The organism is Streptomyces sp. Ag109_G2-15, from assembly GCF_900215565.1.
Classification (GTDB): Bacteria; Actinomycetota; Actinomycetes; order Streptomycetales; family Streptomycetaceae; genus Streptomyces; species Streptomyces diastatochromogenes.
The window spans coordinates 3,760,399-3,783,532 of record NZ_OCNI01000001.1 but is presented as its reverse complement, the minus strand read 5'-3'; the positions used below and the strand labels follow the sequence as shown (position 1 = coordinate 3,783,532).

Annotated in this window: 16 protein-coding genes; 3 read left to right on the top strand and 13 right to left on the bottom strand. The window is 72.3% G+C overall.

Annotation, left to right across the window (positions count from 1 at the left end; translation table 11 throughout):
- Positions 1–1,455: 1,455 nt before the first annotated feature.
- Genes CRP49_RS46855 through CRP49_RS16980 form a run of 4 tightly spaced genes read right to left on the bottom strand, consistent with a single transcriptional unit; the run spans position 1,456 to position 4,149 of the window.
- Positions 1,456–1,614, bottom strand: coding sequence for a DUF6760 family protein (locus CRP49_RS46855; RefSeq protein WP_179851652.1), 159 nt, complete (start codon positions 1,612–1,614; stop codon positions 1,456–1,458).
- Positions 1,611–2,117 carry a zinc-ribbon domain-containing protein gene (locus tag CRP49_RS16990; protein ID WP_097254127.1) on the bottom strand — a complete coding sequence of 169 codons (507 nt, stop codon included), beginning with the start codon at positions 2,115–2,117 and terminating at the stop codon, positions 1,611–1,613. The genes CRP49_RS46855 and CRP49_RS16990 overlap by 4 nt, the downstream gene beginning before the upstream one ends.
- Positions 2,114–2,554 carry a phage tail protein gene (locus CRP49_RS16985; RefSeq protein ID WP_097254126.1) on the bottom strand — a complete coding sequence of 147 codons (441 nt, stop codon included), beginning with the start codon at positions 2,552–2,554 and terminating at the stop codon, positions 2,114–2,116. The genes CRP49_RS16990 and CRP49_RS16985 overlap by 4 nt, the downstream gene beginning before the upstream one ends.
- A gap of 35 nt (positions 2,555–2,589) precedes the next feature.
- Positions 2,590–4,149 (bottom strand): phage tail sheath family protein, encoded by a 1,560-nt coding sequence (locus CRP49_RS16980; RefSeq protein ID WP_097254125.1) that lies wholly within the window; start codon positions 4,147–4,149, stop codon positions 2,590–2,592.
- 424 nt (positions 4,150–4,573) lie between these two features.
- On the opposite strand from CRP49_RS16980, the gene CRP49_RS16975 reads away from it, so the two are divergent.
- Positions 4,574–5,971 carry a DUF4157 domain-containing protein gene (locus tag CRP49_RS16975; RefSeq protein WP_143670001.1) on the top strand — a complete coding sequence of 466 codons (1,398 nt, stop codon included), beginning with the start codon at positions 4,574–4,576 and terminating at the stop codon, positions 5,969–5,971.
- A gap of 22 nt (positions 5,972–5,993) precedes the next feature.
- Here the strand turns inward: CRP49_RS16975 and CRP49_RS16970 are convergent, their stop codons facing one another.
- The 4 genes from CRP49_RS16970 to CRP49_RS16955 form a co-directional block, all read right to left on the bottom strand.
- Positions 5,994–8,129: an AAA family ATPase gene (locus CRP49_RS16970; protein WP_097257408.1), complete on the bottom strand. Its 2,136-nt coding sequence runs from the start codon at positions 8,127–8,129 to the stop codon at positions 5,994–5,996.
- A 50-nt stretch (positions 8,130–8,179) separates the two neighbouring features.
- Positions 8,180–8,887: a DUF4255 domain-containing protein gene (locus CRP49_RS16965; protein ID WP_097254123.1), complete on the bottom strand. Its 708-nt coding sequence runs from the start codon at positions 8,885–8,887 to the stop codon at positions 8,180–8,182.
- Positions 8,884–12,048 (bottom strand): DUF11 domain-containing protein, encoded by a 3,165-nt coding sequence (locus tag CRP49_RS16960; protein ID WP_097254122.1) that lies wholly within the window; start codon positions 12,046–12,048, stop codon positions 8,884–8,886. Before CRP49_RS16960 ends, CRP49_RS16965 begins: the two co-directional genes overlap by 4 nt.
- Positions 12,049–12,246: 198 nt before the next feature.
- Positions 12,247–12,942: a LuxR C-terminal-related transcriptional regulator gene (locus CRP49_RS16955; RefSeq protein ID WP_097254121.1), complete on the bottom strand. Its 696-nt coding sequence runs from the start codon at positions 12,940–12,942 to the stop codon at positions 12,247–12,249.
- 231 nt (positions 12,943–13,173) lie between these two features.
- Between CRP49_RS16955 and CRP49_RS16950 the strand changes: the two genes are divergently transcribed.
- Positions 13,174–14,526 carry a hydrolytic protein gene (locus CRP49_RS16950; RefSeq protein WP_097254120.1) on the top strand — a complete coding sequence of 451 codons (1,353 nt, stop codon included), beginning with the start codon at positions 13,174–13,176 and terminating at the stop codon, positions 14,524–14,526.
- A gap of 151 nt (positions 14,527–14,677) precedes the next feature.
- On the opposite strand, the gene CRP49_RS16945 is transcribed toward CRP49_RS16950, so the two are convergent.
- From CRP49_RS16945 to CRP49_RS16925, 5 genes are all read right to left on the bottom strand, one after another.
- On the bottom strand, positions 14,678–15,523 hold the full coding sequence (locus tag CRP49_RS16945; RefSeq protein ID WP_097254119.1) for a DMT family transporter: 846 nt from the start codon (positions 15,521–15,523) through the stop codon (positions 14,678–14,680).
- On the bottom strand, positions 15,520–16,035 hold the full coding sequence (locus tag CRP49_RS16940) for a YbaK/EbsC family protein (RefSeq protein WP_097254118.1): 516 nt from the start codon (positions 16,033–16,035) through the stop codon (positions 15,520–15,522). Before CRP49_RS16940 ends, CRP49_RS16945 begins: the two co-directional genes overlap by 4 nt.
- A gap of 82 nt (positions 16,036–16,117) precedes the next feature.
- On the bottom strand, positions 16,118–16,492 hold the full coding sequence (locus tag CRP49_RS16935; protein ID WP_257033422.1) for a hypothetical protein: 375 nt from the start codon (positions 16,490–16,492) through the stop codon (positions 16,118–16,120).
- 172 nt (positions 16,493–16,664) lie between these two features.
- Positions 16,665–18,893, bottom strand: a complete 2,229-nt coding sequence (locus tag CRP49_RS16930) for an MMPL family transporter (RefSeq protein WP_097254117.1) — start codon at positions 18,891–18,893, stop codon at positions 16,665–16,667.
- 103 nt (positions 18,894–18,996) lie between these two features.
- Complete coding sequence (locus CRP49_RS16925; protein WP_097254116.1) at positions 18,997–19,602, bottom strand: TetR/AcrR family transcriptional regulator; 606 nt, start codon at positions 19,600–19,602, stop codon at positions 18,997–18,999.
- 167 nt (positions 19,603–19,769) lie between these two features.
- Between CRP49_RS16925 and CRP49_RS16920 the strand changes: the two genes are divergently transcribed.
- Positions 19,770–23,075: a S41 family peptidase gene (locus tag CRP49_RS16920; RefSeq protein ID WP_097254115.1), complete on the top strand. Its 3,306-nt coding sequence runs from the start codon at positions 19,770–19,772 to the stop codon at positions 23,073–23,075.
- Positions 23,076–23,134: the final 59 nt, after the last annotated feature.

Genomic DNA, 23,134 nt, shown 5'->3' with positions numbered 1-23,134 from the left:
GCGTGTCGCTGGACGACGGGAAGCCCCCGGCCGGGCGCGGGCTGTGGGGCGGGGGCGGCCTGCGCCGGCGGAACGGCCGTGGCGGGCAGCTCGCTCAGTGGTGCGCCAAGAGGTGCGCGGCTCGCCGTGCGGGTGGCGGCACGCTGTACGGGGGCGGTCGAGGGCACCCCCGTACCGGCCGGTTCGGTCGTGGCGGAGGTGGGACCGGGTGCCTCGGAGGCGGCGCCGCCTGCGGTCGCCGGGGTGACGGCGGGCCGCAGGACAGGGATGCGGCGCGCAGGTCCGGCCGGGCGCAGGGCGACGGTCAGCCGAGTCCCCACCGGCCTGAGCCGGACGGCAGGGTGGGACGCCTCCGGCTGTCCGGCTCCCCGAGCGGACGGTGAACCTGTCGTCCGGGCGGCGGGGCCGGAGGGCGTACGGCCTCCTGAACCTGCCGCCGGCCGGGATGCGCCCCCGGAGTCCCGTTCGGGCGCGCCGGCCCGGGTCGCCGGGGCGGACCCGTCGGACGCGGAGCGGGCCATGCCCCCATCGGCTGCTGCGCCCGGGAGCACCGCCACACGTCGTACCAGCGGAATCTCCCGAGCGGCCGGCGGGCGGCCAGTGTCGGTGGGAGTCACGACCGGGGCCGTGCCCGGCGCCGTGGCGCGTTGGACAGGGGGAAGTGACGAGGAAAGCACGGCCGGGGAATCCCCGGACGTGAGGCCACGGGTCGGCGGAGCGCCGCTCGAACTCCCCTTCCCCGCTGAGTTGTTGCCGCTGTTGCCAGCGGAACGCGCCACCACGGGTTCCGGGCCCGCACCCGCTTCCGCCGCTCCCGTACCGCCGGAGCCGCCAGTGGTGGGCCGTACAGCGGAGGCGGAGGCGGAGGGCAGCGGACCGGACGGGGCCGAACCGGATGGTGTTGAAACGGACGGCGCGGGACCCGACATCCGCGCCCCCGCACGCACCCGGCGCTGCACCTGCGGTGGCCGGCCATCCGGCGTCCGAGCCGTGCCGTCCGGAATCCCGGCATCCGGAATCCCGTGGCCCTGCGCCCCCTCCGCCCCCTCAGGGCGCAGTGCCCGAAGCAACAACGGCCCCCCGCCGGTGTGGCTGGGCTGCGCGGCGGCCGGATGCGTGACACCCCGTACGAGGCCGGTCGGGGCCGTGGGCTGCAGGGCGTGTCCGAGGCCGTTGTCGAACGACGGGTTCTGCCAGGCGGCGAGGCCCGCGCGGAAGGTGAGGCCGTCGCTGACGCCGAGCGGAGCGCGGGAGAGGGTCAGTTCGGGCGCGGCGGTGCGGCGCCAGCCGCCGTCCCACTCGTGCGGCACGGAGGGAACCGGCGCGGCGGAACCCGAGCCGTCGGGCGCGCTCGGGACCGGGCCCTCGCCGGTGCGCCCCGCACTCCGCGGGCGCTCCGCGGTGTCCGGTCCTCCGGTGGCCCGGCGGCGCAGCCAGTCCCGCCATGCCATGTGCTCAACCGCCTTCGTTCATGCGGGTGTTGATGCGGGCGATCTCGCCCACCCACTGCTGGCGCTCGCCGTGGGTCAGGTCGAGGATCTCCTCGCGCTGCCAGTGGAAGTGGTAGGCGATGTACGCGATCTCCTCCCGGAGCCGGGGAAGGGCGTACGTCACGATTCCCCCAGGCGCCCACCCGAGAGGTCGACCTCGAAGCCGCCGTCGCAGTGCGGGCAGGTCACCGCCGCACGGGTGTGGCCCTCGCTGTTGACGCGGCGGTAGAAGTCCTGGAGGAAGGCGACGTCGGTGGCGTACATCCGTTCCACGATCCCGGCGTGCACGTCGGTGATGTTCCCGAGCCGGGTGATCACCTGGCTCAGCAGTACGACGCTCAGGTACGCCGGGTTCTCCTTGACCCGCAGATCGATCTGGGGCCGCAGCTCGTCCCGGGCCGTGGCCAGGCGCATCGCGCCATGGCGATGCACCGTGCCCGCCTCGTCGACGTACCCGCGCGGCAGCTCGAACTCGAACTCGGTGCGCAGGCCGTGGTCCTCCCGGGGCGCCGGGGCGGCGGCCGGGGCGGCCGCCGCCTGTTCCGGCGCCGCGGCGGGTGCCGTGCCGGGTGCCGTGACCTGGAGCAGCTCCTCCAGGTTGCCCGCCGTGACCGTACGACGCCTCATTCGACGACGATCTCCTCGAACACGATCGTGACGGACTCGGTGGCCGCGGACGACTCGCCCGCCTTCAGGGACGGGCCCTCCCACTTGGAGGCCCAGCCCTGCATCAGCTGGATGCGGCGGACCGTGTTGCCCTCGGTGTCCTTGATCTCGATGGTGAGGTTCTGCCGTGCGGAGTTCACGGCCCCGTTGTTCAGGGTCTCCTTGATCCACTTGGTGAACTCGCTGCTCTGGTCGAGTCCCCGGGTGATCGTGATCTCGCCGGCCTGCCGGGCGCCCGGCTGCTTGCGGATGATCTGCTTGCCTTCCGAGGTGACCTGCTTGACCTCGACTACATCCTCTTCGACGGTGAACCCGCTGATCTCCTGGATCGACTCGACCATGTAGCCGCCGAGCTGCACGCCGAAGACGTGGGTGGAAAGAGCATCGCCCGTTGCCATGACTGTCTGTCAACCTTTCCTTGCAGACCCGCGGGTCACTCGTCGATGAGGCTGGTGGTGTCGGAGAACTGGGCCAGCCGGAAGACCACGAACTCAGCGGGCTTGACCGGCGCGACGCCGATCTCGCAGACGACCCGGCCCTGGTCGATGGACTCCTGCGGGTTGTTGTCGCGGTCGCACTTCACATAGAAGGCCTCTTCGGCGGTGCGGCCGAACAGGGCGCCCCGGCGCCACTCCTCGCTGAGGAACGCCGTGACGTTGCGCCGGATGCTCGACCACAGCCGGTCGTCGTTCGGCTCGAAGACGACCCACTGGGTGCCCAGGAGGATCGACTCCTCCAGGTAGTTGAAGAGACGGCGCACGTTCAGGTAGCGCCAGGCCGGGTCGGAGGAGAGGGTGCGGGCGCCCCAGATCCGGATGCCCCGGCCGGGGAAGGCCCGGATGCAGTTCACGCCGATCGGGTTCAGCAGGTCCTGCTCGCCCTTGCTGAGCCGGGTCTCCAGGTCGACCGCGCCGCGGATCACCTCGTTGGCGGGCGCCTTGTGCACACCGCGCTCGGCGTCGCTGCGCGCCCACACACCGGCGATGTGCCCGCTCGGCGGGACGACGGTGTTGCGTCCGGCGGCCGGGTCGAAGACCCGTACCCACGGGTAGTAGAGGGTGGCGTAGCGGGAGTCGTAGCCCGCATCGTCGTTGCGCCAGGTGCGCACCTGCTGGGCGGAGAGCCCGGGCGGGGCGTCCAGGACGGCGACCCGGTCGCCCATCTGCTCGCAGTGCGAGATCACGGCGAGCTGCACGGTGCGCACGCCCTCGGCGTCGATGTCGCCGCGCTGGTAGGCGCTCATCAGGTCCGGCACCGCGACCATGGTGATCTCGTCGATGGTCTCCAGGCCGCCGAACCCGGTGCGGGCCCCGGCGTCACCGACGTACTCGGCCGGGTCGAGGCGGGACACCGCGCCGGAGCCGGGCACGGCCGGCGCGGCCGGGGCGTCGGCCAGCGCCACGGTCTGGTTGGCGGGCCTGCTCTGGGTGGCACCGGGCTGCTCGGTGACCTCGATCAGCTTGGAGGCGCGGGCCTGGTTGACCAGGTACCCCTTGACGTTCTTGCGGGCGGAGACCTCGTACGTCTCCGCCACCTGGTCGCCCCGGCGGACCAGGAGCTTGAAGCGGTCCTCCGGCGGGTTCTCGCCGTCCGCGTCGGCGACCTCCACCGACACCCCGGAGGTGCCGGGCTTGGCCGCGACCAGGAAACCGCCGAGTTCCGCCGGTTCCACGGCCTTGGTCTGCTGCCGCTTGGCGCCCTGGGCCGCCGGCGCGGAGGCGTCCTCGGCGGATCCGCCGATCCGCACGATGTACGCGGCGCCACCGCCGTTGGCGAAGTAGCCGTAGACCGCGTGGGGCAGGTAGGCGCCCTCGGCGAAGCCACCGAACAGCTGGGTGTACTGGTCCCAGCCGGTGACCAGCGTCGGCGCGTGGAACGGGCCGTTCTCGGCGAAGCCCACGAACGCGGCGACAGCGGTGCCGACCCCTTCGATCGGCCGGGCACCGGACTGCACCTCCTCCACGTACACGCCCGGGGTGAGGTACGTCGGCATGCTCGCTCCTTCGCGTCCTACGGGTCTGTCAGCTGTGTCCAGGCCGAGTCTGTGCGGGAGGTCCGCCGGGGCGACAGGGACGCGGGGACCTGGCCAAGGGCAAGATCGCTGCCTTCGGCTGCCCGCTCGGGCGGTCCGGCCGCCGCCCGGAGTTGCCCTCGTCCTGCCCGTACGGGCCTGGACGTCCCGGTCGCCCGGGCGGTCCACTGGGGGGCCGGAGCAGGGGTGCGGCCGACTAGGAGGCAGCGAAGTGCGGACGTCCGGGGCGCACACAGAGCAGACCGAGATCCGACAGGCCACGCGCGGCCCGGCCGCCGCCGCCCGCCGGGAGACGTCCTCGGGCGGCGCCGCCACGCCGCCGCCACTCACCGCCGACGCGCTCCGGGCCGCGCAGCGCGGCGCGGGCAACGCCGCGGTCACCGCCATGATCGCCCGGCGCGCCCGGCGCGCGCCCGCCCAGGAACAGCCGGACGCCGGGGTGCACGAGGACCCTCACTCGAAGCATCAGCACGGCGCGGGACACGGCCGGGAAGCCGCGGCGCAGCCGAGCGCCGCCGACGCGGTGAACTCCGTGGTGCGGTCCGCCGGCAGCCGACTGCCCGCCTCGCTGCAGCGGGAGATGGAAGCCCGCTTCTCGGGCGAGGACTTCTCCGACGTCGCGGTCCACACCGGCGCCGCTGCCCGGCGTTCCGCCGAGGCGGTCGGGGCCGAGGCCTACACCACCGGCACCCGTCACATCGTGTTCCGCGGCACGATCGACAAGAAGACCCTCGCGCACGAACTGGAGCACGTCCGCCAGCAGCGTGCGGGGGCTGTGGCCGGTACCGACAATGGCAGCGGTCTGAGCATCAGCGACCCCTCCGACCGCTTCGAAAGGTCGGCCGAGCGCAAGGCCGAGCAGGTGATGCGGGGCGGAGCGGACGTCCAGCGCTCGGTCGCGGACCACACCGCCGACGCCGCGCACCGGACGACCGGGGCGTCGGCCGAGGTGCAGCGCATGCCCCCCAAGAAGAAGCAGACGAAAAAGCAGGCGGGGAGCAACCCACCCGCAGCAGCGGCCACTTCCTCGAAGACCGAGTTCGAGCAAATAATGGAGTACTTCGAGGGACGCAGCGAAGAATTCAAGGCAAAGAAGCAGAACGAGAAGGAGTACATCCTCGAACAGATCGGAATCGAACCCGGAGGTGAACTTTTCACGCTCGACGAAGTAAAGAATGACGAGTCAATGATGGACCTTCTCCTCGCGGAGATCGAAACCGCGAAACACGCGTCCGGGTTCGCGGGTACGGGCGGCGGCAGCAGCGACTGGGCGGCGAGCGCGGTCACTTCGGCACATGCGGGGATGCGGGCGGACCATCCGATCTGGGGCGACAAGACGACCCTCCATCACAAGATCTCCCGTAGCGAGTTGGACGCTGTACTCGCCTCGGCCGAGAGGGACAAGGCAAGCGCGAAACCACTGTTCGAGTTCCTGGACGAGGTACGGACGGTACTCGGCTCGACTGCGGCGAACAAAAAGGCCCTGCACAACATGCCGGCCAACCTGGAAATGGGACCGGCGAGCGACACGAGGACCGGCGACCCGGGATCCGGAACCGACTTCAACTACACGCCCGAGGGCGCGATGACGCCGCGGTCGAGCGAGCTGAAGGATGCACTGAGCTTGGCGAACGCGCCCACCGTCGACTGGGGGGCCGTTGCGGACAAGCTGAGGGAGGCGCAGCGCCTTCACGAAAAGGAGTACGGAGGCGCGATCCTCTCCCCGCCCGCCCTGGAACGGTGGGAGAAAGTGGGCGCCAAGTGGAAGAAGGCCTCCGACTGAGGTCTTCCGCGCCGCCCCCGGCTCAGGCGTCGAGGGCGTCCGCCAGGTAAGGCCCGAACTCGCCCTCCAGGACCAGCCGTCCCAGCTTGCGGTACTCCTGCGCGACCGCCCTCACCAGCTGCCGCATGGTGAGCGGGCTGCCGGACTCGGCCGCGAGGTAGGCCGCGGTCACCGCGCAGGCGCGGATGGAGCCGCCGGCGAGTTCGAAGCGGACGGCGCAGAAGGCGAGGTCCAGGTCCCCGGCGCGGGGCAGCCGGCCACCCAGGCAGCGCTCCCACAGGGCGAGGCGCTGGCCGGCGTCGGGCACCGGGAAGTCGGCGATCACATCCAGCCGTCGGGTGAACGCCTCGTCGAGGTTGGCCCGCAGGTTGGTGGTCAGCACCGCGATCCCGTCGAAGGACTCCATGCGCTGCAACAGGTACGCCGACTCGATGTTGGCGTGCCGGTCGTGCGCGTCCTTCACCTCCGAGCGCTTGCCGAAGATCGCGTCGGCCTCGTCGAAGAGCAGCACGGCGTTGACCGCCGACGCCTCGGTGAAGATCCGCTCCAGGTTCTTCTCGGTCTCCCCCACATACTTGTCCACGACTGTGGACAGGTCCACCACATACAGGTCCATGCCCAGGTCCGCGGCGACGACCTCGGCGGACATGGTCTTGCCGGTGCCCGACTCCCCTGCGAAGAGCGCGATCACGCCGCGTCCCCGGCCGCCGCCGGGCCGCATCCCCCACTGCCCGAGCACCTGCTCGCGGTGGCGGGCGCGCACCGCGAGTTCGTGCAGCCGCCGGTGGGTGGCCGGCGGCAGCACCAGGTCGTCCCAGCCGACGCCCGGCTCCACCCGGCGGGCAAGCCGCTCCAGCCCCGCGCCGTTCTGGGCCCGTACGGCCGTGCGCAGGTCGTCGGGGCGGACCGGACGCCCCGCGAGGGCGGCCGTGCGCACCGCCACGTCGGCAGCGCGACGCAACTGCCCGGAGTCCAGGCGGTGCGCGGCGACCGCCTCGGCGAGCGCTGCCACGTCACCGGTCGCGAGGTCGTCACCCGAGATGTCGTCGGCCGCCCCTTCGAGGGCGTGCCGCCAGCGCGCGGCCTGCCGTTCGGGCGAAGGCGCCGGCACGGTCAGGGCGACGGGGGTGTCGGCCGCCCACTCCGGGGCCCAGCCGACGGTGCCGTGGGTGATCAGGGGAATCCCCCGTAGCGCCGCGCACAACGCCCCCAGCGTGGCGGCCCGTTCGGCGGGTTCCCCGGGGAGCGCCTCCAGGGGGCCGAGGACGACTCCGGCGCCGGTGAGGCGGGCTTCGAGGGCGGCTGTCCGGGCGAGTTCCGGTACGTCGGCCGAGCGCCGGGCGAGGGCCACCGCGTCCAGGACGAGCGGTGGCAGCCCGGCCGCGCGCAGGGCGGCGACGGCGAGACCCGCCGCGTCGCCGCCCCGGCTGCGCAGATGGACGAGGCCGACGCCGGTGCCGGCCGCGGCCGCCGTGCGGTGGACGTCGGCCGCCTCGGCGGTCGGGTCCTCGCGGGCCTCGCCGAGTATCCCGGCGAGCCGGGCGTCGGGCCGGGCACTGCCCAGCAGATGTCCGGTGACCCGGTCGGAGACCGCCAACCCCCGTGACAGTGGCGGCCGTTCGGGCTCGGTGACCTCCACCAGACCGCCCGCGATCAGCGGGGCGCCCGGAGCGAGCCGGAACCGGGCGGACGCCGCCCCGGCGAGCCCGCACAGTTCCAGGGCGAGCCCGACCGTGGGGCGCCGTCGTGTCAGGTCGTCGTTGAGGTAGCCGTAGAGCCGCTCGAACCGTGCGTCGAGGTCGGGTGCCAGCGCGACCAGGAGCAGGTCCAGGTCGAGCGGGGACAGTCCGAACCTCCGGGCGAGGCCGTCGAGGACGGAACCGGCGGGCGGCCGCCCCGGCTCGTGCGCGGGTACGTCGAGGCCGCCCGGCTCGTCCAGGATGCGGGCCGCCGCCTCGGGGGTGAGGTACTGGCCCCGGTACGGGTCGTCGGGGTCGGGGTCGCCGGCCCGGCGGGCCGCCACCGCGTGCCGCACGCGCTCCTCGACCACGCGAAGCCGCGTCCACAGGTGGTCCACGTCGACGAAGACGGCTTCGGCATCGGGGCGGACGTCGGTTCGGGCAGCCACGTCGGCTTCGGTACCGGAGGGGCCGGGCATCTCGGCTTCGCTTTCGGCTCGGACGTGCACGACATCTTCGGCGGTGTGTGTCACGGCTGACGGTCCCCCCGGCGACGGCGTCGGGCGGGGGCGGGCGGCCGTTCACGCGGGCCGGTGAAGCCCTCCGGGCCCGGATCGCCGACCTCCGTGTAGCGCAGCCGGCGCCCGGACGTCACTTCTTCGCCCTCGCGCCCGGCCGCGGAACGGACGACCAGGCCCTCGGTGACCGGTGGTGCGGCGGCGGCGGTCACACCGGCGAGCGGTGCCCGCACCTGCACCGCGAGGGAGGCCTTCATCTCCCCGCCGAGCGCCGACCACACGTCGGAGGCGGCCGGTGCGTCGAGCGCGCCCCCGGCGGTGTCCAGCGCCACGGTCAGGCCGAGTTCGGCGAGCGTGCCGGTGAGCAGCCGCGCGGGAAGCGTGTCGTTGGCCACCAGACAGGTGAGCACCTGCGAGAGCAGCCGGTGTTCGTCCTGCGGGCGGTTCGCCCACGCCGTGACCAGGTACGTCAGCTCGAACCAGCGCGGCGGGCTGCGCCGCGCCACGAGGTACCCGTCCTCGTCGTACACCTCCCCGGCGCCGCTGCCGCGCCGGGTTGCGTCCTCGCGGATGTGGTACAGGAAGACGCACACCGTCGGGGCGCTGCGGCGTGCCGCCCAGTCCCGGGTGGGGGCGTCGAAGACCACGTCGACGCCCGATGCCTCCAGGCCCGACTCGCCGAGCAGGCGGCGCAGCCCCTCGTCGACCTCGTGGATCACCGGCGGGTCACCTCGTCGGGCGGCTGCACGCTGCCGTTGACCACCAGGAAGTCGGTGGTCACGGGCGAGAACCCGGGGCCCTTGGCGGTGATGACGCGCGGTCCCGTCTGGTCCTTGGCGAGGATGAGCAGCTGGCCGATGAACGTGCCGTCCGGCTTCGGAACGGTCGGCGCCGCGGCCGCGGTGATCCCCGGCTTCCAGGTGAACCGCACCGGCGCGCCCGGCGGGAAGTCCTTGCCGCGCACCGAGGTGACGAACCCGGGCTTGCCGATGTCCGGCACCGCGACGATGCGCGGCTGCAGGATGCGCAGCCGCTGCCGTGCGGTGTTGTCGCTCTTGTCGGCGTCCGTCCCGGTGGTGGTGAGGACGCCGGTGACCCGGCCGGTCAGTGCCTTGTCGGGGCTGAGGACGACGCGTACGACGGTGCTCGCGCCCGGCGTCAGGTCCGGCAGCGCGCACACCCAGGAGCGGTCGCAGCCCTCCGGCGGCCCGCTGTTCGGGATGCCCTTGGGCAGGCCGATGCGCAGCCGCAGACCGGTCGCCAGCGCATTGCGGCCGTTGCGCACCGTGTACGTCACGACCACGCGCCCGCCGACGTAACCGGGGTTCGGCTGGGCCGTGACGCGCACCCCGGGCCCGGCCTTGGGCTCCGGCGGCGTCGGCGGCACGGTGGGCGGCGGCGTCGGAGTGGGCGGCGTCGGGGTCGGAGTGGGGGTCGGGGGCGGCGTGGCCTCGCGCACCGGGACCACGGTCCGGCCCGCGTTGTCGCTGGGCCGCGGATCCAGGACGGTGCCGGTGACCGACCAGTCGACGGGCGCGTCGCCTGGGGTGACCCCGGTGAGGGTGACGTCCACCGGAACGGTCGTGCCGGGCGGCACCACGCCGACGTCGCACTGGAGGGAGGCGGCGTCGCAGGTGCCCCCGGACCAGGTGATCCGGGTGACGCGCACGCCGAGCGGCGGGGCGACGGTCAGCCGGGTGCCGGGGGAGGCGGCGGGGCCGTTGTTCACGACGTCGACGCGGACCGTGGTGGAGTCGCCGACGGTCACCTCCGGGACGGTGCCGGGCGCCTTGACGGCGAGGTCGACGGACTGCTGGACGCTGGGTTCCTTCTGCCGGCCCGGAAGCTCGGTCGTGAGCTTGGTGAGTTTGCCGGACGCGATGTCCAGGAGCTTGAGTTTCTCGGGGGTGTTGACCGGACGGCTGGGGCGGGCGCTGATCACCAGCCCCTTGCCGTCGGCCGTCCAGGCGGCGTCCCGAGGCTGGAACGGGCCGGTGTTCTCCGGCAGTTCCCGGCCGCAGGCGCCGGGCAGGCCGCGGGCGGCGGTGGGCAGCAGCACCTGGCAGTCGTCGCCCGACAGCGACGTCAGGAGGATGCCGTTCTGCTCGTCGATCCGGCCGGCGCCGTTCTTGCGGTTGAAGGCGATGCTCAACCCGTCCGGGGAGAACGCCGGGCTGTCGTCGATGACCGCGCAGTCGCCCGGGCAGATCGTGGCGCTCAGGTCGCGCTGCCGGGACAGGTTGTTCACGGGCACGGTCCAGATGTGCTTGTTGCCGCCGCCCCCGTTGATCTGCATGTTGCGGGTGAAGGCCAGGGTGGTGCCGTCGGAGGACCAGGTGGGCTGGGCGTCCTGGCCCTGGAGCTGCCCGGCCGGCGGGGTGATCCGGCCGATGATCGCGCCGGTGGCGACCTCCGCGACGAGGATGCGGCTGGGTCCGGCGGCCTGGCCGACACCGCCCGGCGAAGTCCGGGTGAAGGCGAGGTACTTGCCGTCCGGGGAGAACGCCGGGTCGGTGTCCCAGTCCTTCGCCCCGCGTCCTGCCAGCGGCAGGGGGGCGGTGTTGGAGCCGTCGGCGTCCGTCATCCAGATCCGCTCGATCCGCTGGCCGTCGGCGTTGTTCTCGAAGCGGGTGACGACGATCCGGCGGCCGTCGGGCGTGTAGTTCTGCCGCTCGGTCCACGGGTCGTACCCGGCCGCTGGCTGGAACAGCGGATCCTTGGCGGGATCGGTGTTGGTGTCGGCCGCCGGGTCCTCGTTGAGGACCGTCAGGCCGAGGTCGCGGGGGTCGGCCCCGTCCATCCGGATGTCCTGCAAGGTCACCACGTGCGGGGTGGCCGCCGAGGTGCGCTCCACGACCACACCGCCGCCGTTCAGCGGGCCGAGCCAGGTGGGCGAGAGGACCTCGCGGTTCTCGTTGAGCACCAGTGAGGGGACCTGGTCGGAGTGGGCGGTCGCCCGGAACACGTGGTCCCAGTCGCCCTCGCACTCACAGGTGATCTCCGGGCTCAGGAACAGCACCCCGTCCCCGTCGGGCAGCCATGCTGCCCCGTGGGCACGCCACTGTGCCCGCGCGCCCCCGAGGAGCGGCTCGTCACCGGTGCCCTCCGCGTTCGTCACCCGCAGCCGGGGCACGGACTGCCCGTCGACGGTGGTCGTGGCGGTGTACGCGATCCAGTTCCGGTTCTCGTCGTCGTTCACCGGGTTCCACGCCGGTTCGCCGGCCGTGCCGTTCGCCGGGTCGGTGACCCGGGTGGCGGTGCCGCCGTTCAGGGGCCGGACGTAGATCTGCCGGCCGGCCACCGGGTCGCTGTCGCTGGAGTACGCCAGGCGCTGCCCGTCCGGGGACACCGTCGGGCACTCCTCGTCGGCGGGCGTGTCGGTCAGCCGGGTCAGGCCAGTGCCGTCGGTACGCACCAGCCACAGGTCGCGCTGCGTCCGGCCGTCCGGGCCGCCGGGTGCGGCCGCGTCGAACACCACGGCCCGGCCGTCCGGCGTCAGCCGGGGGTGTGCCGCGTCCAGGCCCCTGGTGAGCCGGCGCACCGAACCGTCGGCGGACCGCAGGTAGATTTGCGGCTTCTTCTCGTCGCGGCGGCTGGCGAAGACCATCTGGTCGCCGAGGGCGGACGGCTGGACGTCGTTGTGGGCCGGGCCCGCGCCGAACAGCGGTGTGCTGGAGGTGGTGGTGGCGACCCGGCCGAGACTGCGGTGCCGGGTACCGGCGTACGCGACCCGGGTGGCCGCGGCGTCGGCCGGCCTCGCCTGGGGTTCGGCGCTGCCCGGCCCGGCGGCCGCGGCCACCCCGAACAGCGGGACGAGCAGCAGCAAGGCCGAGCCGAGTCTCCCCAGGCGGTACCGCCCGCCGGAGCCAGCGGTTTCCATCGCGGTCCCCTTCGCAGTGTGGTGCGGCATCCGGATGTGCCCCCGCCACCCTGCACCGGCCGCGCGCGGCGCGGCAGGGCGGCGGGGCCGTACCCGGGGAAGCGCGCGGTGCGCTTTCGGGCAGTGCCGGGTTCCCTGCCGTCGCCCGGCCGACCGGCCGACCGGCCGGCCCCCGTCCCGGCCCGACGGCGCCGTCCGTCAGATCAGCCCGTTGCGCAGCGCATAACCGACCGCGTGGGCCCGGTTGCGCAGCTGCAGCCGGGTGACGATCTCGTGCAGGACGTTCTTGACGGTGCGTTCGGAGTACGCGGTCTTGCGGGCTATCTCCGCGGTGTCCAGGCCCTCCGACACCAGGCGCAGCATGTCCGCCTCGCGCGTCGTCAGGGTGGACAGGGACAGGCTCCCGTGGTCGAGCGCCGAGCGCTGCAGGCTGCCGACGTGGGAGAGCAGCTTGCCGAGCAGGTCGCCGGGCAGCACTCCCTCGCCGTTGGCCAGCGCCAGGACCAGACGCAGGAGCTGGTCCTGATCGGCCTCGGCGCGGCGCAGCACCGCCGCCACGCCGCACTCGATGACGCGTTGCAGCCCGCCGGCCGCGAGGGTGCCGACCACGAGGCCCGTGTGCGTGGCGTTGTTGTGCCGCAGCCGGTTGAGCAGGGCGGCGACGTCGTCGTCGACGCTGTCCACGACCACCAGTGACACCTGGGCCCGGTCCGCGTCGGCCTCGTCCACCAGGTCGACCTCGGGGCGCTGGCGCAGCTGCTGGACGACGCCGATGCGCAGGACGGGATCGGCGGCGTAGAGGGCCACGGTCACCCGGTTCGGGAGGGCTGGGCGGGAGGTCCGGTGGGTCGAGTCGATCCAAGCGGCAGCATCTGACGTGGTGGTGTCGGACATAACAGGGCCGTTCTCCTCAACAGGGGACATGGTGTACCTGTTTCATGAGTTCGTGGGGGTAGAAGTGCAGCTCGAGGCGACCACGGGAGGGCGGCCCGCGGGAGGCGGCGCGCCACATCAACGACCCGCTGTCACAAAGACGTTCGATTTGACTTCACGGGCACCGTGACTGCCCGGATGTTGCCCTCGCGCTCCTCGCCACACTCCGGAGCGCTCTCCTACGGTGCTGGCGTGACGCCTTCCGCAGCCTCTTCCGGACCCGGTGCGCCCGGCCTCGACATCCCGGCCGTGACGGTGACGCCCGGTGACATCGCCACCACCACCCTGACCGTGCGCAACGACAGCGACATCGTCGAGGCGTACAGCCTGGAGGTCGTCGGGGACTGCGCCCCCTGGACCACGGTGGAACCCGCGCGTGTCTCGCTGTACCCCGGCACCTCCGAGACGGTGACGCTCCGTCTGGCGCCGCCGCGTTCCCCGGAGATCCGGGCCGGCGACAAGCCGCTGGGCGTGCGGGTGCTGCCGACCGAGCACCCCGAGTCGGTGCGGGTCCTCGAAACCACCGTGCATGTCGAGGAGTTCCACGAGCTGCAGACCGAGCTGGCCCCGCGCCGCCGGCGCGGCTGGCTGCGCGGCCGCTACCGGCTGGCCGTACGCAACCAGGGCAACACCCCGGTGCAGGTGGGTTTCACTCCCGGCCAGGCCGGTGAGGAGCTGGGGTTCGCCTTCACCCCGGCGGAGCCGAACCTGGAGCCCGGTGAGTCGACGGAGGTCGTGCTGCGGGTCCGCACCGCCAAGCCGGTGTGGTTCGGCAAACCCGTGGTGTGGCCGTTCACCGTGGACACCACCGAGACCGGGGACCAGGAGGAGGCGGCGGAGACCAGGCGGGACGATCCCGCCGTACGGGCGCCGCTGGACGCGGAGTTCGTCCAGATCCCCATCTTCCCGAAGTGGCTGCTCGCGCTGCTCGCCGCGCTGATCGCGCTGTTGCTCGCCTGGTTCGCGCTGGTCCGTCCGGCGGTGCGCAGCGCCGCCAAGGAAGCGGCCCACGAGGCGGTCCAGCCCCGTCCCACGCCCGGCGGGGACCAGGGTGCCGGGGACTCTCCGGGCACCGGCGGGAACAACAAGCCCGGCGGCAAGGCGTCTGGGGCACCGTCCGGAACCGGCGGTGACGGCGGCTCGGGTGACGGCGGCTCGGGCGGCGACGGCACCTCCGGCGGCGACGGCCGGCAGAGTTCGGCGACCATCGATCTGAAGACGTCCGGCGGGCAGACCAAGACCGGTACCTACAAGGTGCCCGAGGACAGTGTCTTCGGGGTCACGGACATCGTCGTCGCCAACTTCCAGGGCGACGAAGGGGTGCTGACGATCACGTTCGGCGAGCGCAAGATCACCACGATCGCGCTGGAGACCTTCCGGAACCAGGACTACCACTGGGTGACCCCCATCAAGATCCCCGCGAACGACACCGTGACCATCAACGTGACGTGCGCGAAGCCCGGCACACCGGCCACCGGACGTCAGGCACAGGGGTGCCACGAGGTCCTGAACGTCAGCGGAGTGCTCAGCAGTACCAGGGAATGAACCGGTCCTTCCGATTCCGGGCCATTGTCGATCGTTACCGACGGCTTATGTAAAGGGTTGACTTTTGTTCCGGCCGGAAATCGGCAATCCAGGACCAAAAACCACACCATTACCGACAGAAACAGGTCACAGCCGTGTGCCGGGGCGCCCGCTACCCCGCGTGCAGCATCAGCCCGATGCCCACGACCAGCAGACCCGCCGCCGCGATCCTCGGCATGCCGAAGCGCTCCTTGAAGAACAACGCCCCGATGGCCGCGCCCACGATGATCGAGGACTCGCGCAGGGCGGCGATGGGGGCGAGGGCGGCGCGGGTCTGAGCCCACAGGACGAGGGCGTACGCGGCGACGGACAAGGCGGCACCGAGCAGGCCGAGCGAGACGTACGGCCGTAGCTGCCGAACCGCGTCACCGCGCACGCGCGCGTACATGTACGCGGGGACGAAGACACCCTGAACGGCCATCAGCCAGGCGATGTAGCCGAGCGGGGCGTGCGAGGCGCGTACGCCCAAGCCGTCGATCACCGTGTACGCGGCGATGGTCAGCCCCGTCGCCAGAGCGGCACCGATCGCGGCCCAGTCGGGCCGGCGGCCGCGCAGCCCCCACAGGCTGACACCGCTGAGCCCGACGCACGACACGGCGATCCCGGCCGCCGCCCACGCGCCGGGCACCTCGTGCGCGAACACCGCCGCCAGCACGGTCACCACCAGCGGTGCGCTGCCGCGCGCGATCGGGTACACCTGCCCGAAGTCGCCCAGCCGGAACGAGGTCATCAACAGCGCGTAGTAGGCGATGTGCACGCCCGCGGAGGCGAACAGGTACGGCCAGGCCGGCCCCGCCGGAAACGTGACGAACGGCGCCGCCGCGAGCCCGATGAGCATGCCGCCGCCGGAGATCAGCGTGAACCCGACCAGTTTGTCGGTGATGCGGTGCGCGATGGCGTTCCAGCTGGCGTGGGTGACCGCGGCGAGCAGCACCGCCGCGGTGACCAGCGGCGTCACGCGTTCTGCTCGCGAACGTCCACCAGGTCGGCACCGGCGTGGGCGACGAGCGCCTTCGGCTCGACAGGAAAAACCGTGTGCGGCGTCCCGGCCGCCGCCCACACCACATCGTGCGCGAGCAGCGAGCGGTCGGCGAGGACCCGGGTACGGGTGCGGTGCCCGAAGGGCGGTACGCCGCCGATGGCGTACCCCGTGGTCTCGCGTACGACGCCGGCGTCGGCCCGGGTCACCTTCCCGGCCCCCAGCACCTCCCGCACCCGCTCCATGTCCACCCGCGAGGCCCCGTCCATCAGCACCAGCACCGGCACCCCGTCGGCGGCGAAGATCAGCGACTTGCAGATCTGGCTCAGCTCACACCCGATCGCGGCGGCGGCCTCGGCGGCGGTACGGGTGGCTTCCGGGAAGCGCCGGGTACGGGCGAGCAACTCCTCCAGCCCGAGCGCGCGGAGGGCTTCGGCGAATCGGGGGTGGGCTCCGGGCTCTTCGGCGTCAGTGGCGGCTGTCGTCGTCATGCGGGGCACGGTAGCGGTGGGTGTACGGCGCACGCGACCGAGTTGTCCGAGCGCACGGCGCTCTCAGGTGTGGGGCGGACGTTCAGCCGACCTGAACCCACGTCCACACAGCAAGGCCGGCCGGCACCGGGCAGGCGAGGGCGCCCGTCAGGAGGAGGCGGGTGAGCGGGGTGAGGCGGCGGACGCCGGGGGCGAAGGCCAGCGCGGTCAGGGCCGCGGCGGCGCCGGCGACGGTCAGGGCGTACGGCAGCACGAAGCCCCGGACCTCCGCCCAGGACATGCCGTCCGCCAGGCCCCACAGCGCCACCATGCCCACCAGGAACGTCAGCCAGCCCAGCGAGGTCAGGGTGAGGATCCAGAGCACGGCGGCCAGCAGGCCCACCGCGGTCTCGCCACGGCCGTTTCGCGGAGCCGGCCGCGCGGGGCCGTACAGGGTCGTATACGTCTCGGGGTTCACGGGACGATCCTGCGCGGAGGGCCGCCGGTGCGGCATGGGCGCGGATACTCAGCCCGTGCCCCCAGGTACTCAACCCGTCCCCCTGGGCTCAGCTGGACCCACCCACAAAAGAAGCCGGTGAGGGCGCCCCGTCCCCACGGACCCTCACCGGCGGTCTTTCAGCGGCGGTACGTCAGACGCGTACCAGCTCCCGTTCCCCGTCGGGGTCGGCGTCCCTGCGCTCCTCGGCCGTGCGCAGACCCTCGCCCTCGACGTCGACGTTGGGCAGGGCGCGGTCCAGCCACCTGGGCAGCCACCAGGCCTTCTTGCCGAGCAGCGCGAGCACCGCCGGGACGATGGCCATGCGGACGATGAACGCGTCGAAGAAGACGGCGACCGCGAGGCCGAAGCCGATCATCTTGACCATCGACTCGCTGGAGCCGATGAAGCCGGAGAAGACGGCGATCATGATGATCGCGGCGGCCGTGACGACCCGTGCGCCGTACCTGAAGCCGGTCACGACGGCCTGGCCGGCCTTCTCGCCGTGGACGTAGGCCTCCCGCATGCGGGTCACCAGGAAGACCTCGTAGTCCATCGCGAGACCGAAGACGACACCCACCATGAAGATCGGCATCATCGACATGACCGGGCCGGTCTCCTCGACGTTCATCAGGCCGGACAGCCAGCCCCACTGGAAGACCGCGACCACGGCGCCGAGGGCCGCCATGACGCTGAGCAGGAAGCCGAGGGCCGCCTTCAGCGGGACGAGGATCGAGCGGAAGACCACGATCAGCAGCAGGAAGGCCAGGCCGACGACGAGGGCCAGGTACGGCAGCAGGGCGTCGTTCAGCTTCTGCGAGACGTCGATGTTCATCGCCGTGGAGCCGGTGACCAGCACCTTCGCGTCGGTCGCGGAGGTGATGTCCGCGCCCTTGTCGCGGATGGCGTGCACCAGGTCCTCGGTGGTGGTCGAGGACGGCTTGGAGTTCGGGATCACGGTGATGGTGGCCGTGTCGCCCGCCTTGTTGGGCGTCGCCGGGGTGACCGTGACGACGTCCTTCAGGCCCTTGATCTCATCGCCGACCTTGGTGAAGGCCGCCTTGGGGTGCGCGCTGTCCTTGGCGTCGACCACGACCATCAGCGGGCCGTTGAAGCCCGGTCCGAAGCCCTCGGACAGGAGGTCGTAGGCGCGGCGCTGGGTGGTGGAGACCGGCTGGGAGCCGTCGTCCGGCAGGCCCAGTTCGAGGGAGGTGGCCGGGACCGCCGCCGCGCCGAGGCCGATCACACCGAGCAGGAGGACGGCGACCGGGCGCCGTACGACGAAGCTCGCCCAGCGGGTGCCCATGTTGGGACGGCCGGCGTTCTTGGGGTTCTTCGCCTTGCGGCCGCCGCCGAGCAGCTTGCTCTTCTCGCCGGCCGGCTTGATCCTGCGGCCCGCGTAGCCGAGCAGCGCGGGAATGAGGGTGAGGGCGATCAGGACCGCGATGGCGACCGTGCCGGCCGCCGCCACACCCATCTTGGTCAGCATCGGGATGTTGACCACGGACAGGCCCACCAGGGCGATGACGACGGTCAGTCCGGCGAAGACCACCGCCGAGCCCGCCGTACCGACGGCCCGTCCGGCCGCCTCCTCGCGCTCGCGGCCCTCGGCCAGTTCGGAGCGGTAGCGGGAGACGATGAAGAGGGCGTAGTCGATACCGACGGCGAGGCCGATCATCGACGCCAGGGTGGAGGTGGTGGTGCCCAGGTCCAGGGCGTTGGCGAGCGCGGTGATCGTGGAGACGCCGATGCCGACACCGATGATGGCGGTCAGCAGCGGGAATCCGGCCGCGAGCAGCGAGCCGAAGGTGATGACGAGGACGACCGCGGCGACCGCGAGGCCGATGACCTCGCTGGAGCCGGTCTCGGGCGTCGCCTGCAGCGCGTCACCGCCGACCTCGACCGTGAGCCCGGCGTCCCGCGCGTCCTGCGCGGCCTCCTTCAGCGCGTCGCGGGAGGAGTCCTCCAGCTCCATGCCGGAGACCTTGTACTTCACCGAGGCGTAGGCGATCGTGCCGTTCTTGCTGACGGCGTGTCCGGTGTAGGGATCGGCGACGGAGGCGACCTCGGAGCCGCTCCGCAGCTCCTTGACGGTCTTCTTGACGGTCGCCTTGTTGGCCGCGTCCGTCATCTTCTCGCCGTCCGCCGCCTTGAAGACGACCCGTGCGGTCGCGCCGTCGGCGCTCATGCCGGGGAAGCGCTGTTCCAGCAGGTCGAAGGCCTTCTGGGCCTCCGTGCCCGGGATGGAGAAGGAGGAGTTGCCGGCGGCCGGCGCGGAGGCGGCGCCCACCCCGGCGAGGGTGAGCAGCGCGACCCATATGAGCGCGACGAAGTGCCGTCGCCGGAAGGCAAGCCGGCCGAGTTTGTAGAGGAACGTGGCCACGAGGGCGTACTCCCGGTCAGGTCGTGGGGTTCATCTGGGCAGGGGTGATCAGCCCGACGACGTGAGCGGTGACGTCAGTTGGTGGGCTTGCTGGGGAGAGGGTTCAGCTGGTGGTGACGCCGAGGGCGGGGAGGACCACGGCGTCGATGTACGAAATGAGGAAGGTCTGCGTCGGCGGCTGCTCGTCGATCAGGGTGCGAGCGGCGAACGCGCCGATCATCATGTGCATCACGTAGTCGATCGCCGGGTTGTCCGCATGGACCTCGCCCCGGTCGATCGCCCGCTGCAGCACACGACGGAACTCCGCCATCTCCGGTTCGATGAGATGGTCACGGAACGCCTTCAGGAGGTCCGCGTTGCCGTGCATCGCCATGGCCAGACCCCGCATCAGGGCGGAGTTCTGCTCCATCTCGCAGTCGTCCGAACGCAGGGTGAGGGCGTGCAGGTCGCCCTTGAGCGACCCGGTGTCGATCTGGCCGAGGCCGATGGCGCCCGGCTTGTTGTGCCGCACCGCCTTCGCGACCAGTTCGGCCTTGCCGCCCCACTGGCGGTAGAGCGTGGCCTTGCTGGAGCGGGTGCGGGCGGCCACGGCGTCCATGGTGAGGGCGTCGTAGCCGACTTCGCGGAGCAGTTCGAGGACGGCCTCGTACAACTCGGCCTCGCGTTCGGGCGTGATCCGACTGCGACGCGCGGCGGCGACCTCAGTCATGTCTCTCACCTTCCCGACGCGGTTGCCCGCTCCGAACGACACTGTTTCGTACGTGATGAATGTACCGCAGCCGCAAGCGAAACGAAACCGTTTCGTACGTGTGTTGGCTCACGCCTGTCGGTTTTCCATAAGTTGCTGGGCCTCCTCCACCGGAAAAGCATGGTGAGGTGAGCTATCTGCGCTTCCCCCACCTCAACGGCGACCTGCTGTGCTTCGTGGCCGAGGACGACCTGTGGCTGGCCCCCCTCGACTCCCCGGACCGCGCCTGGCGGCTCACCGTGGACCGCACCAAGGCCGGCCCTCCCCGCTTCTCGCCCGACGGCCGCCAGATCGCCTACACGACCTGGCGCAGCCTCATGCCCGAGATCCACCTCGTCGGCGCCGACGGTGGACCCGCGCGGCAGCTGACGTACTGGGGCAGCATCGACACCCAGGTCTGTGGCTGGACACCGCCCGACGAGGAGGGCCGGAGCGAGATCCTCGCCGTCGCCTCCCACGGCGAGCCCTTCTCCTACTACACCTGGGCCTACAAGGTGTCCCCGGACGGCGACCCCGGCCGCAAGCTGCCCTGGGGCCCGGTCTCCGACATCCAGGTCGCCGACATCGACGACGTGCACATGACCCTGCTGCTCACCGGCACCCCGCCGCACGAACCGGCCTCCTGGAAGCGGTACCGGGGCGGCGCCATGGGGCGGCTGTGGCTGCACGGGAAGCGGCTGCTGGAGGGGATCGACGGGCATCTGGCCTCGCCCATGTTCGTCGGCGGCCGGATCGCCTTCCTCTCCGACCACGAGGGCGTCGGCAACCTCTACTCCTGCGCCTACGACGGCTCCGACCTGCGCCGCCACACCGACCACGACGCCTTCTACGCCCGCAACGCCGCCGGCGACGGCACCCGGGTGGTCTACCAGTGCGCCGGCGACCTGTGGCTGGTGGACGACCTCGCCGCGAACTCCGTACCGCGCAGGCTCGACATCCGGCTGAGCGGCCCGCGCGCGGGGCGCCGCAGGTACCAGGTGCCGGCCGCCCAGCACGTGGACGGCATCTCCGTGGACGAGACCGGGCGGGCCAGCGCCGTCGTCGTGCGCGGCAGCCTGTACTGGCTCACGCACCGGGACGGCCCTGCCCGCACGATCACGGACACACCCGGCGTACGGGTCCGGCTGCCGGAGATGCTCGGCTCGACCGGGCAGCTGGCGTACGTGACGGACGCCGAGGGCGAGGACGCCATCGAGATGGCCCAACTCCCCCGCGCCACCGGCGACCGCGCCCCACGCCGACTGGCCTCGGGTCAGCTGGGCCGGGTGCTGGAGATGGTGTCCGACCCGCTGGGCGAGCGGCTGGCGATCGCCTCGCACGACGGGCGGCTGCTGTTGATCGACGTGGCGGACGCGGTGGAGGGGGCGGAGGGAGCCGGTGCGGAGGCCGGTGAGGGCACCGCAGACCCGGACGGTCAGGTCACCGAGCTGATCCGCTCCATCAACGGGCCCGTCCGCGACCTCGCCTTCTCGCCCGACGGCTCCTGGCTCGCCTGGTCCCAGCCGGGCATCGGCCGCTCGCTGCGGCAGATCAAGCTGGCCCGTATCAAGGACCGGCTCATCGTGGACGTCACCAACGGCCGGTTCGAGGACGAGAACCCCGTCTTCACCCGCGACGGCCGCTACCTCGCCTTCCTGTCCTGGCGCGGCTTCGACCCGGTGTACGACGTCCACACCGGTGACCTGTCCTTCCCGCTGGGCTGCCGCCCGTACCTGGTCCCGCTGTCCTCCGCGACCCCGTCCCCGTTCGCCCTGAACCCCGAGGGCCGGCCGGCGGCGGGCGGGCTCGACCCCGTGGAGGACGAGGAGAGCGGTGAGGGCGGCACCGTGACCGTGGAGGTGGAGGGCCTGGAGAACCGGGTGACGCCGTTCCCGGTCATCGCCTCCAAGTACTCCGCGCTGTATCCGGTCGCGGGCGGCGGCCTGGTCTGGCTGCGCTGGCCGATCTCCGGCGCGCTCGGCGAGACCTTCGTCAACCCGGCCGACATCAGCGGACGGCCGACGCTGGAGTACTTCAACATCACCAAGGCGAAGAAGTCCGAACTGGTCGACCATCTGGACTGGTTCGCGGTGAGCGGGGACGGGACCCGGCTGGTGGTGGTCGACGAGGGCGATCTGCGGGCGGTGCCGTCGACCGAGTCCGGCGACAGCGACACGACCGTCTGGATCGACCTGCGCCGCATCCTGCACCAGGTCGACCCGGCCGCCGAGTGGCGCCAGTCGTACGAGGAGGCAGGCCGTCTCATCCGCGCCTACTTCTGGGACCCCGGCATGTGCGGCATCGACTGGAGCGCCGTGCTCGACCAGTACCGGCCGCTCGTCGAACGGGTCGCCTCCCCCGACGAGTTCGCCGACCTGCTGCGCGAGGTCCTGGGCGAGCTGGGCACCTCGCACGCCTACGTCACGGCCGCCCGCCGCAACGAGGGCCCGGCCCACTACCAGCGCCGGCAGGGCCTGCTCGGCGCCAACTTCGTACGCCGGAACGGAGGCTGGACGGTCAAGCGGATCCTGCCCGGCGACTCCTCCGACTCCAAGGCCCGCTCGCCGCTGGCCGGGACGGGCATCCACGAGGGCGCCGTACTGACCCACGTGGACGGCCGCCCCGTCGACCCGGTGACCGGACCGTATCCGCTGCTCGCGGGCTCGGGCGGGACGACCGTGGAGCTGACCTTCTCCCCGGCCGAGGGCGAGAGCGGCGCGGCCCGGCGGGTCGCCGTCGTCCCGCTCGTCGACGAACGGCCGCTGCGCTACCAGGACTGGGTCACCAAGCGCCGTGAGGTCGTACGGGAGTTGAGCGGCGGCAAGTGCGGCTACCTGCACATCCCCGACATGGGCGGCTCGGGCTGGGCCCAGTTCAACCGGGACCTGCGCATGGAGGTGTCCCGGCCCGCGCTGATCGTGGACGTGCGCGGCAACGCCGGCGGGCACATCAGCGAACTCGTCATCGAGAAGCTCACCCGGACGATCCTGGGCTGGGACCTGACCCGCGACGCGCAACCGGTGTCGTACACCTCGAACGCGCCCCGGGGCCCGGTGGTGGCCCTCGCGGACGAGGCGACCTCCTCCGACGGCGACATGATCACCGCCGCCTTCAAGCTCCTGAAACTCGGACCGGTCGTGGGGCAGCGCACCTGGGGCGGAGTCGTCGGCATGACCGGCCGGCACCGCCTCGGCGACGGCACGGTGATCACGGTCCCGATGAACGCCGCCTGGTTCGACGCCTACGGCTGGTCCGTGGAGAACCACGGCGTCGCCCCCGACCTGGAGATCCTGCGCACCCCCCTGGACTGGGCCGAGGGCCGGCACGCCCAGCTCGACGACGCCGTACAGCTGGCCGTCGAGCTGCTGGACACCAACCCCGCGGCGATCCCCCCGGACTACAGCGACGTACCGGACCGTTCGAGGCCGAAGCTGCCGCCGCGCCAGAAGCCGTGAGCGGCGAGCCGGGTGCCCGGGCAGGACGAAGCAAAGCCGGGTGCCCGGGCACGACGAAG

Coding starts and splice junctions, on each gene's coding strand:
- CRP49_RS16990 (WP_097254127.1), bottom strand. CDS start 2,117: ATGAGGCGTCGTACGGTCACGGCGGGCAACCTGGAGGAGCTGCTCCAG.
- CRP49_RS16985 (WP_097254126.1), bottom strand. CDS start 2,554: ATGGCAACGGGCGATGCTCTTTCCACCCACGTCTTCGGCGTGCAGCTC.
- CRP49_RS16980 (WP_097254125.1), bottom strand. CDS start 4,149: ATGCCGACGTACCTCACCCCGGGCGTGTACGTGGAGGAGGTGCAGTCC.
- CRP49_RS16975 (WP_143670001.1), top strand. CDS start 4,574: ATGATCGCCCGGCGCGCCCGGCGCGCGCCCGCCCAGGAACAGCCGGAC.
- CRP49_RS16970 (WP_097257408.1), bottom strand. CDS start 8,129: ATGCCCGGCCCCTCCGGTACCGAAGCCGACGTGGCTGCCCGAACCGAC.
- CRP49_RS16960 (WP_097254122.1), bottom strand. CDS start 12,048: ATGGAAACCGCTGGCTCCGGCGGGCGGTACCGCCTGGGGAGACTCGGC.
- CRP49_RS16955 (WP_097254121.1), bottom strand. CDS start 12,942: ATGTCCGACACCACCACGTCAGATGCTGCCGCTTGGATCGACTCGACC.
- CRP49_RS16940 (WP_097254118.1), bottom strand. CDS start 16,035: ATGACGACGACAGCCGCCACTGACGCCGAAGAGCCCGGAGCCCACCCC.
- CRP49_RS16925 (WP_097254116.1), bottom strand. CDS start 19,602: ATGACTGAGGTCGCCGCCGCGCGTCGCAGTCGGATCACGCCCGAACGC.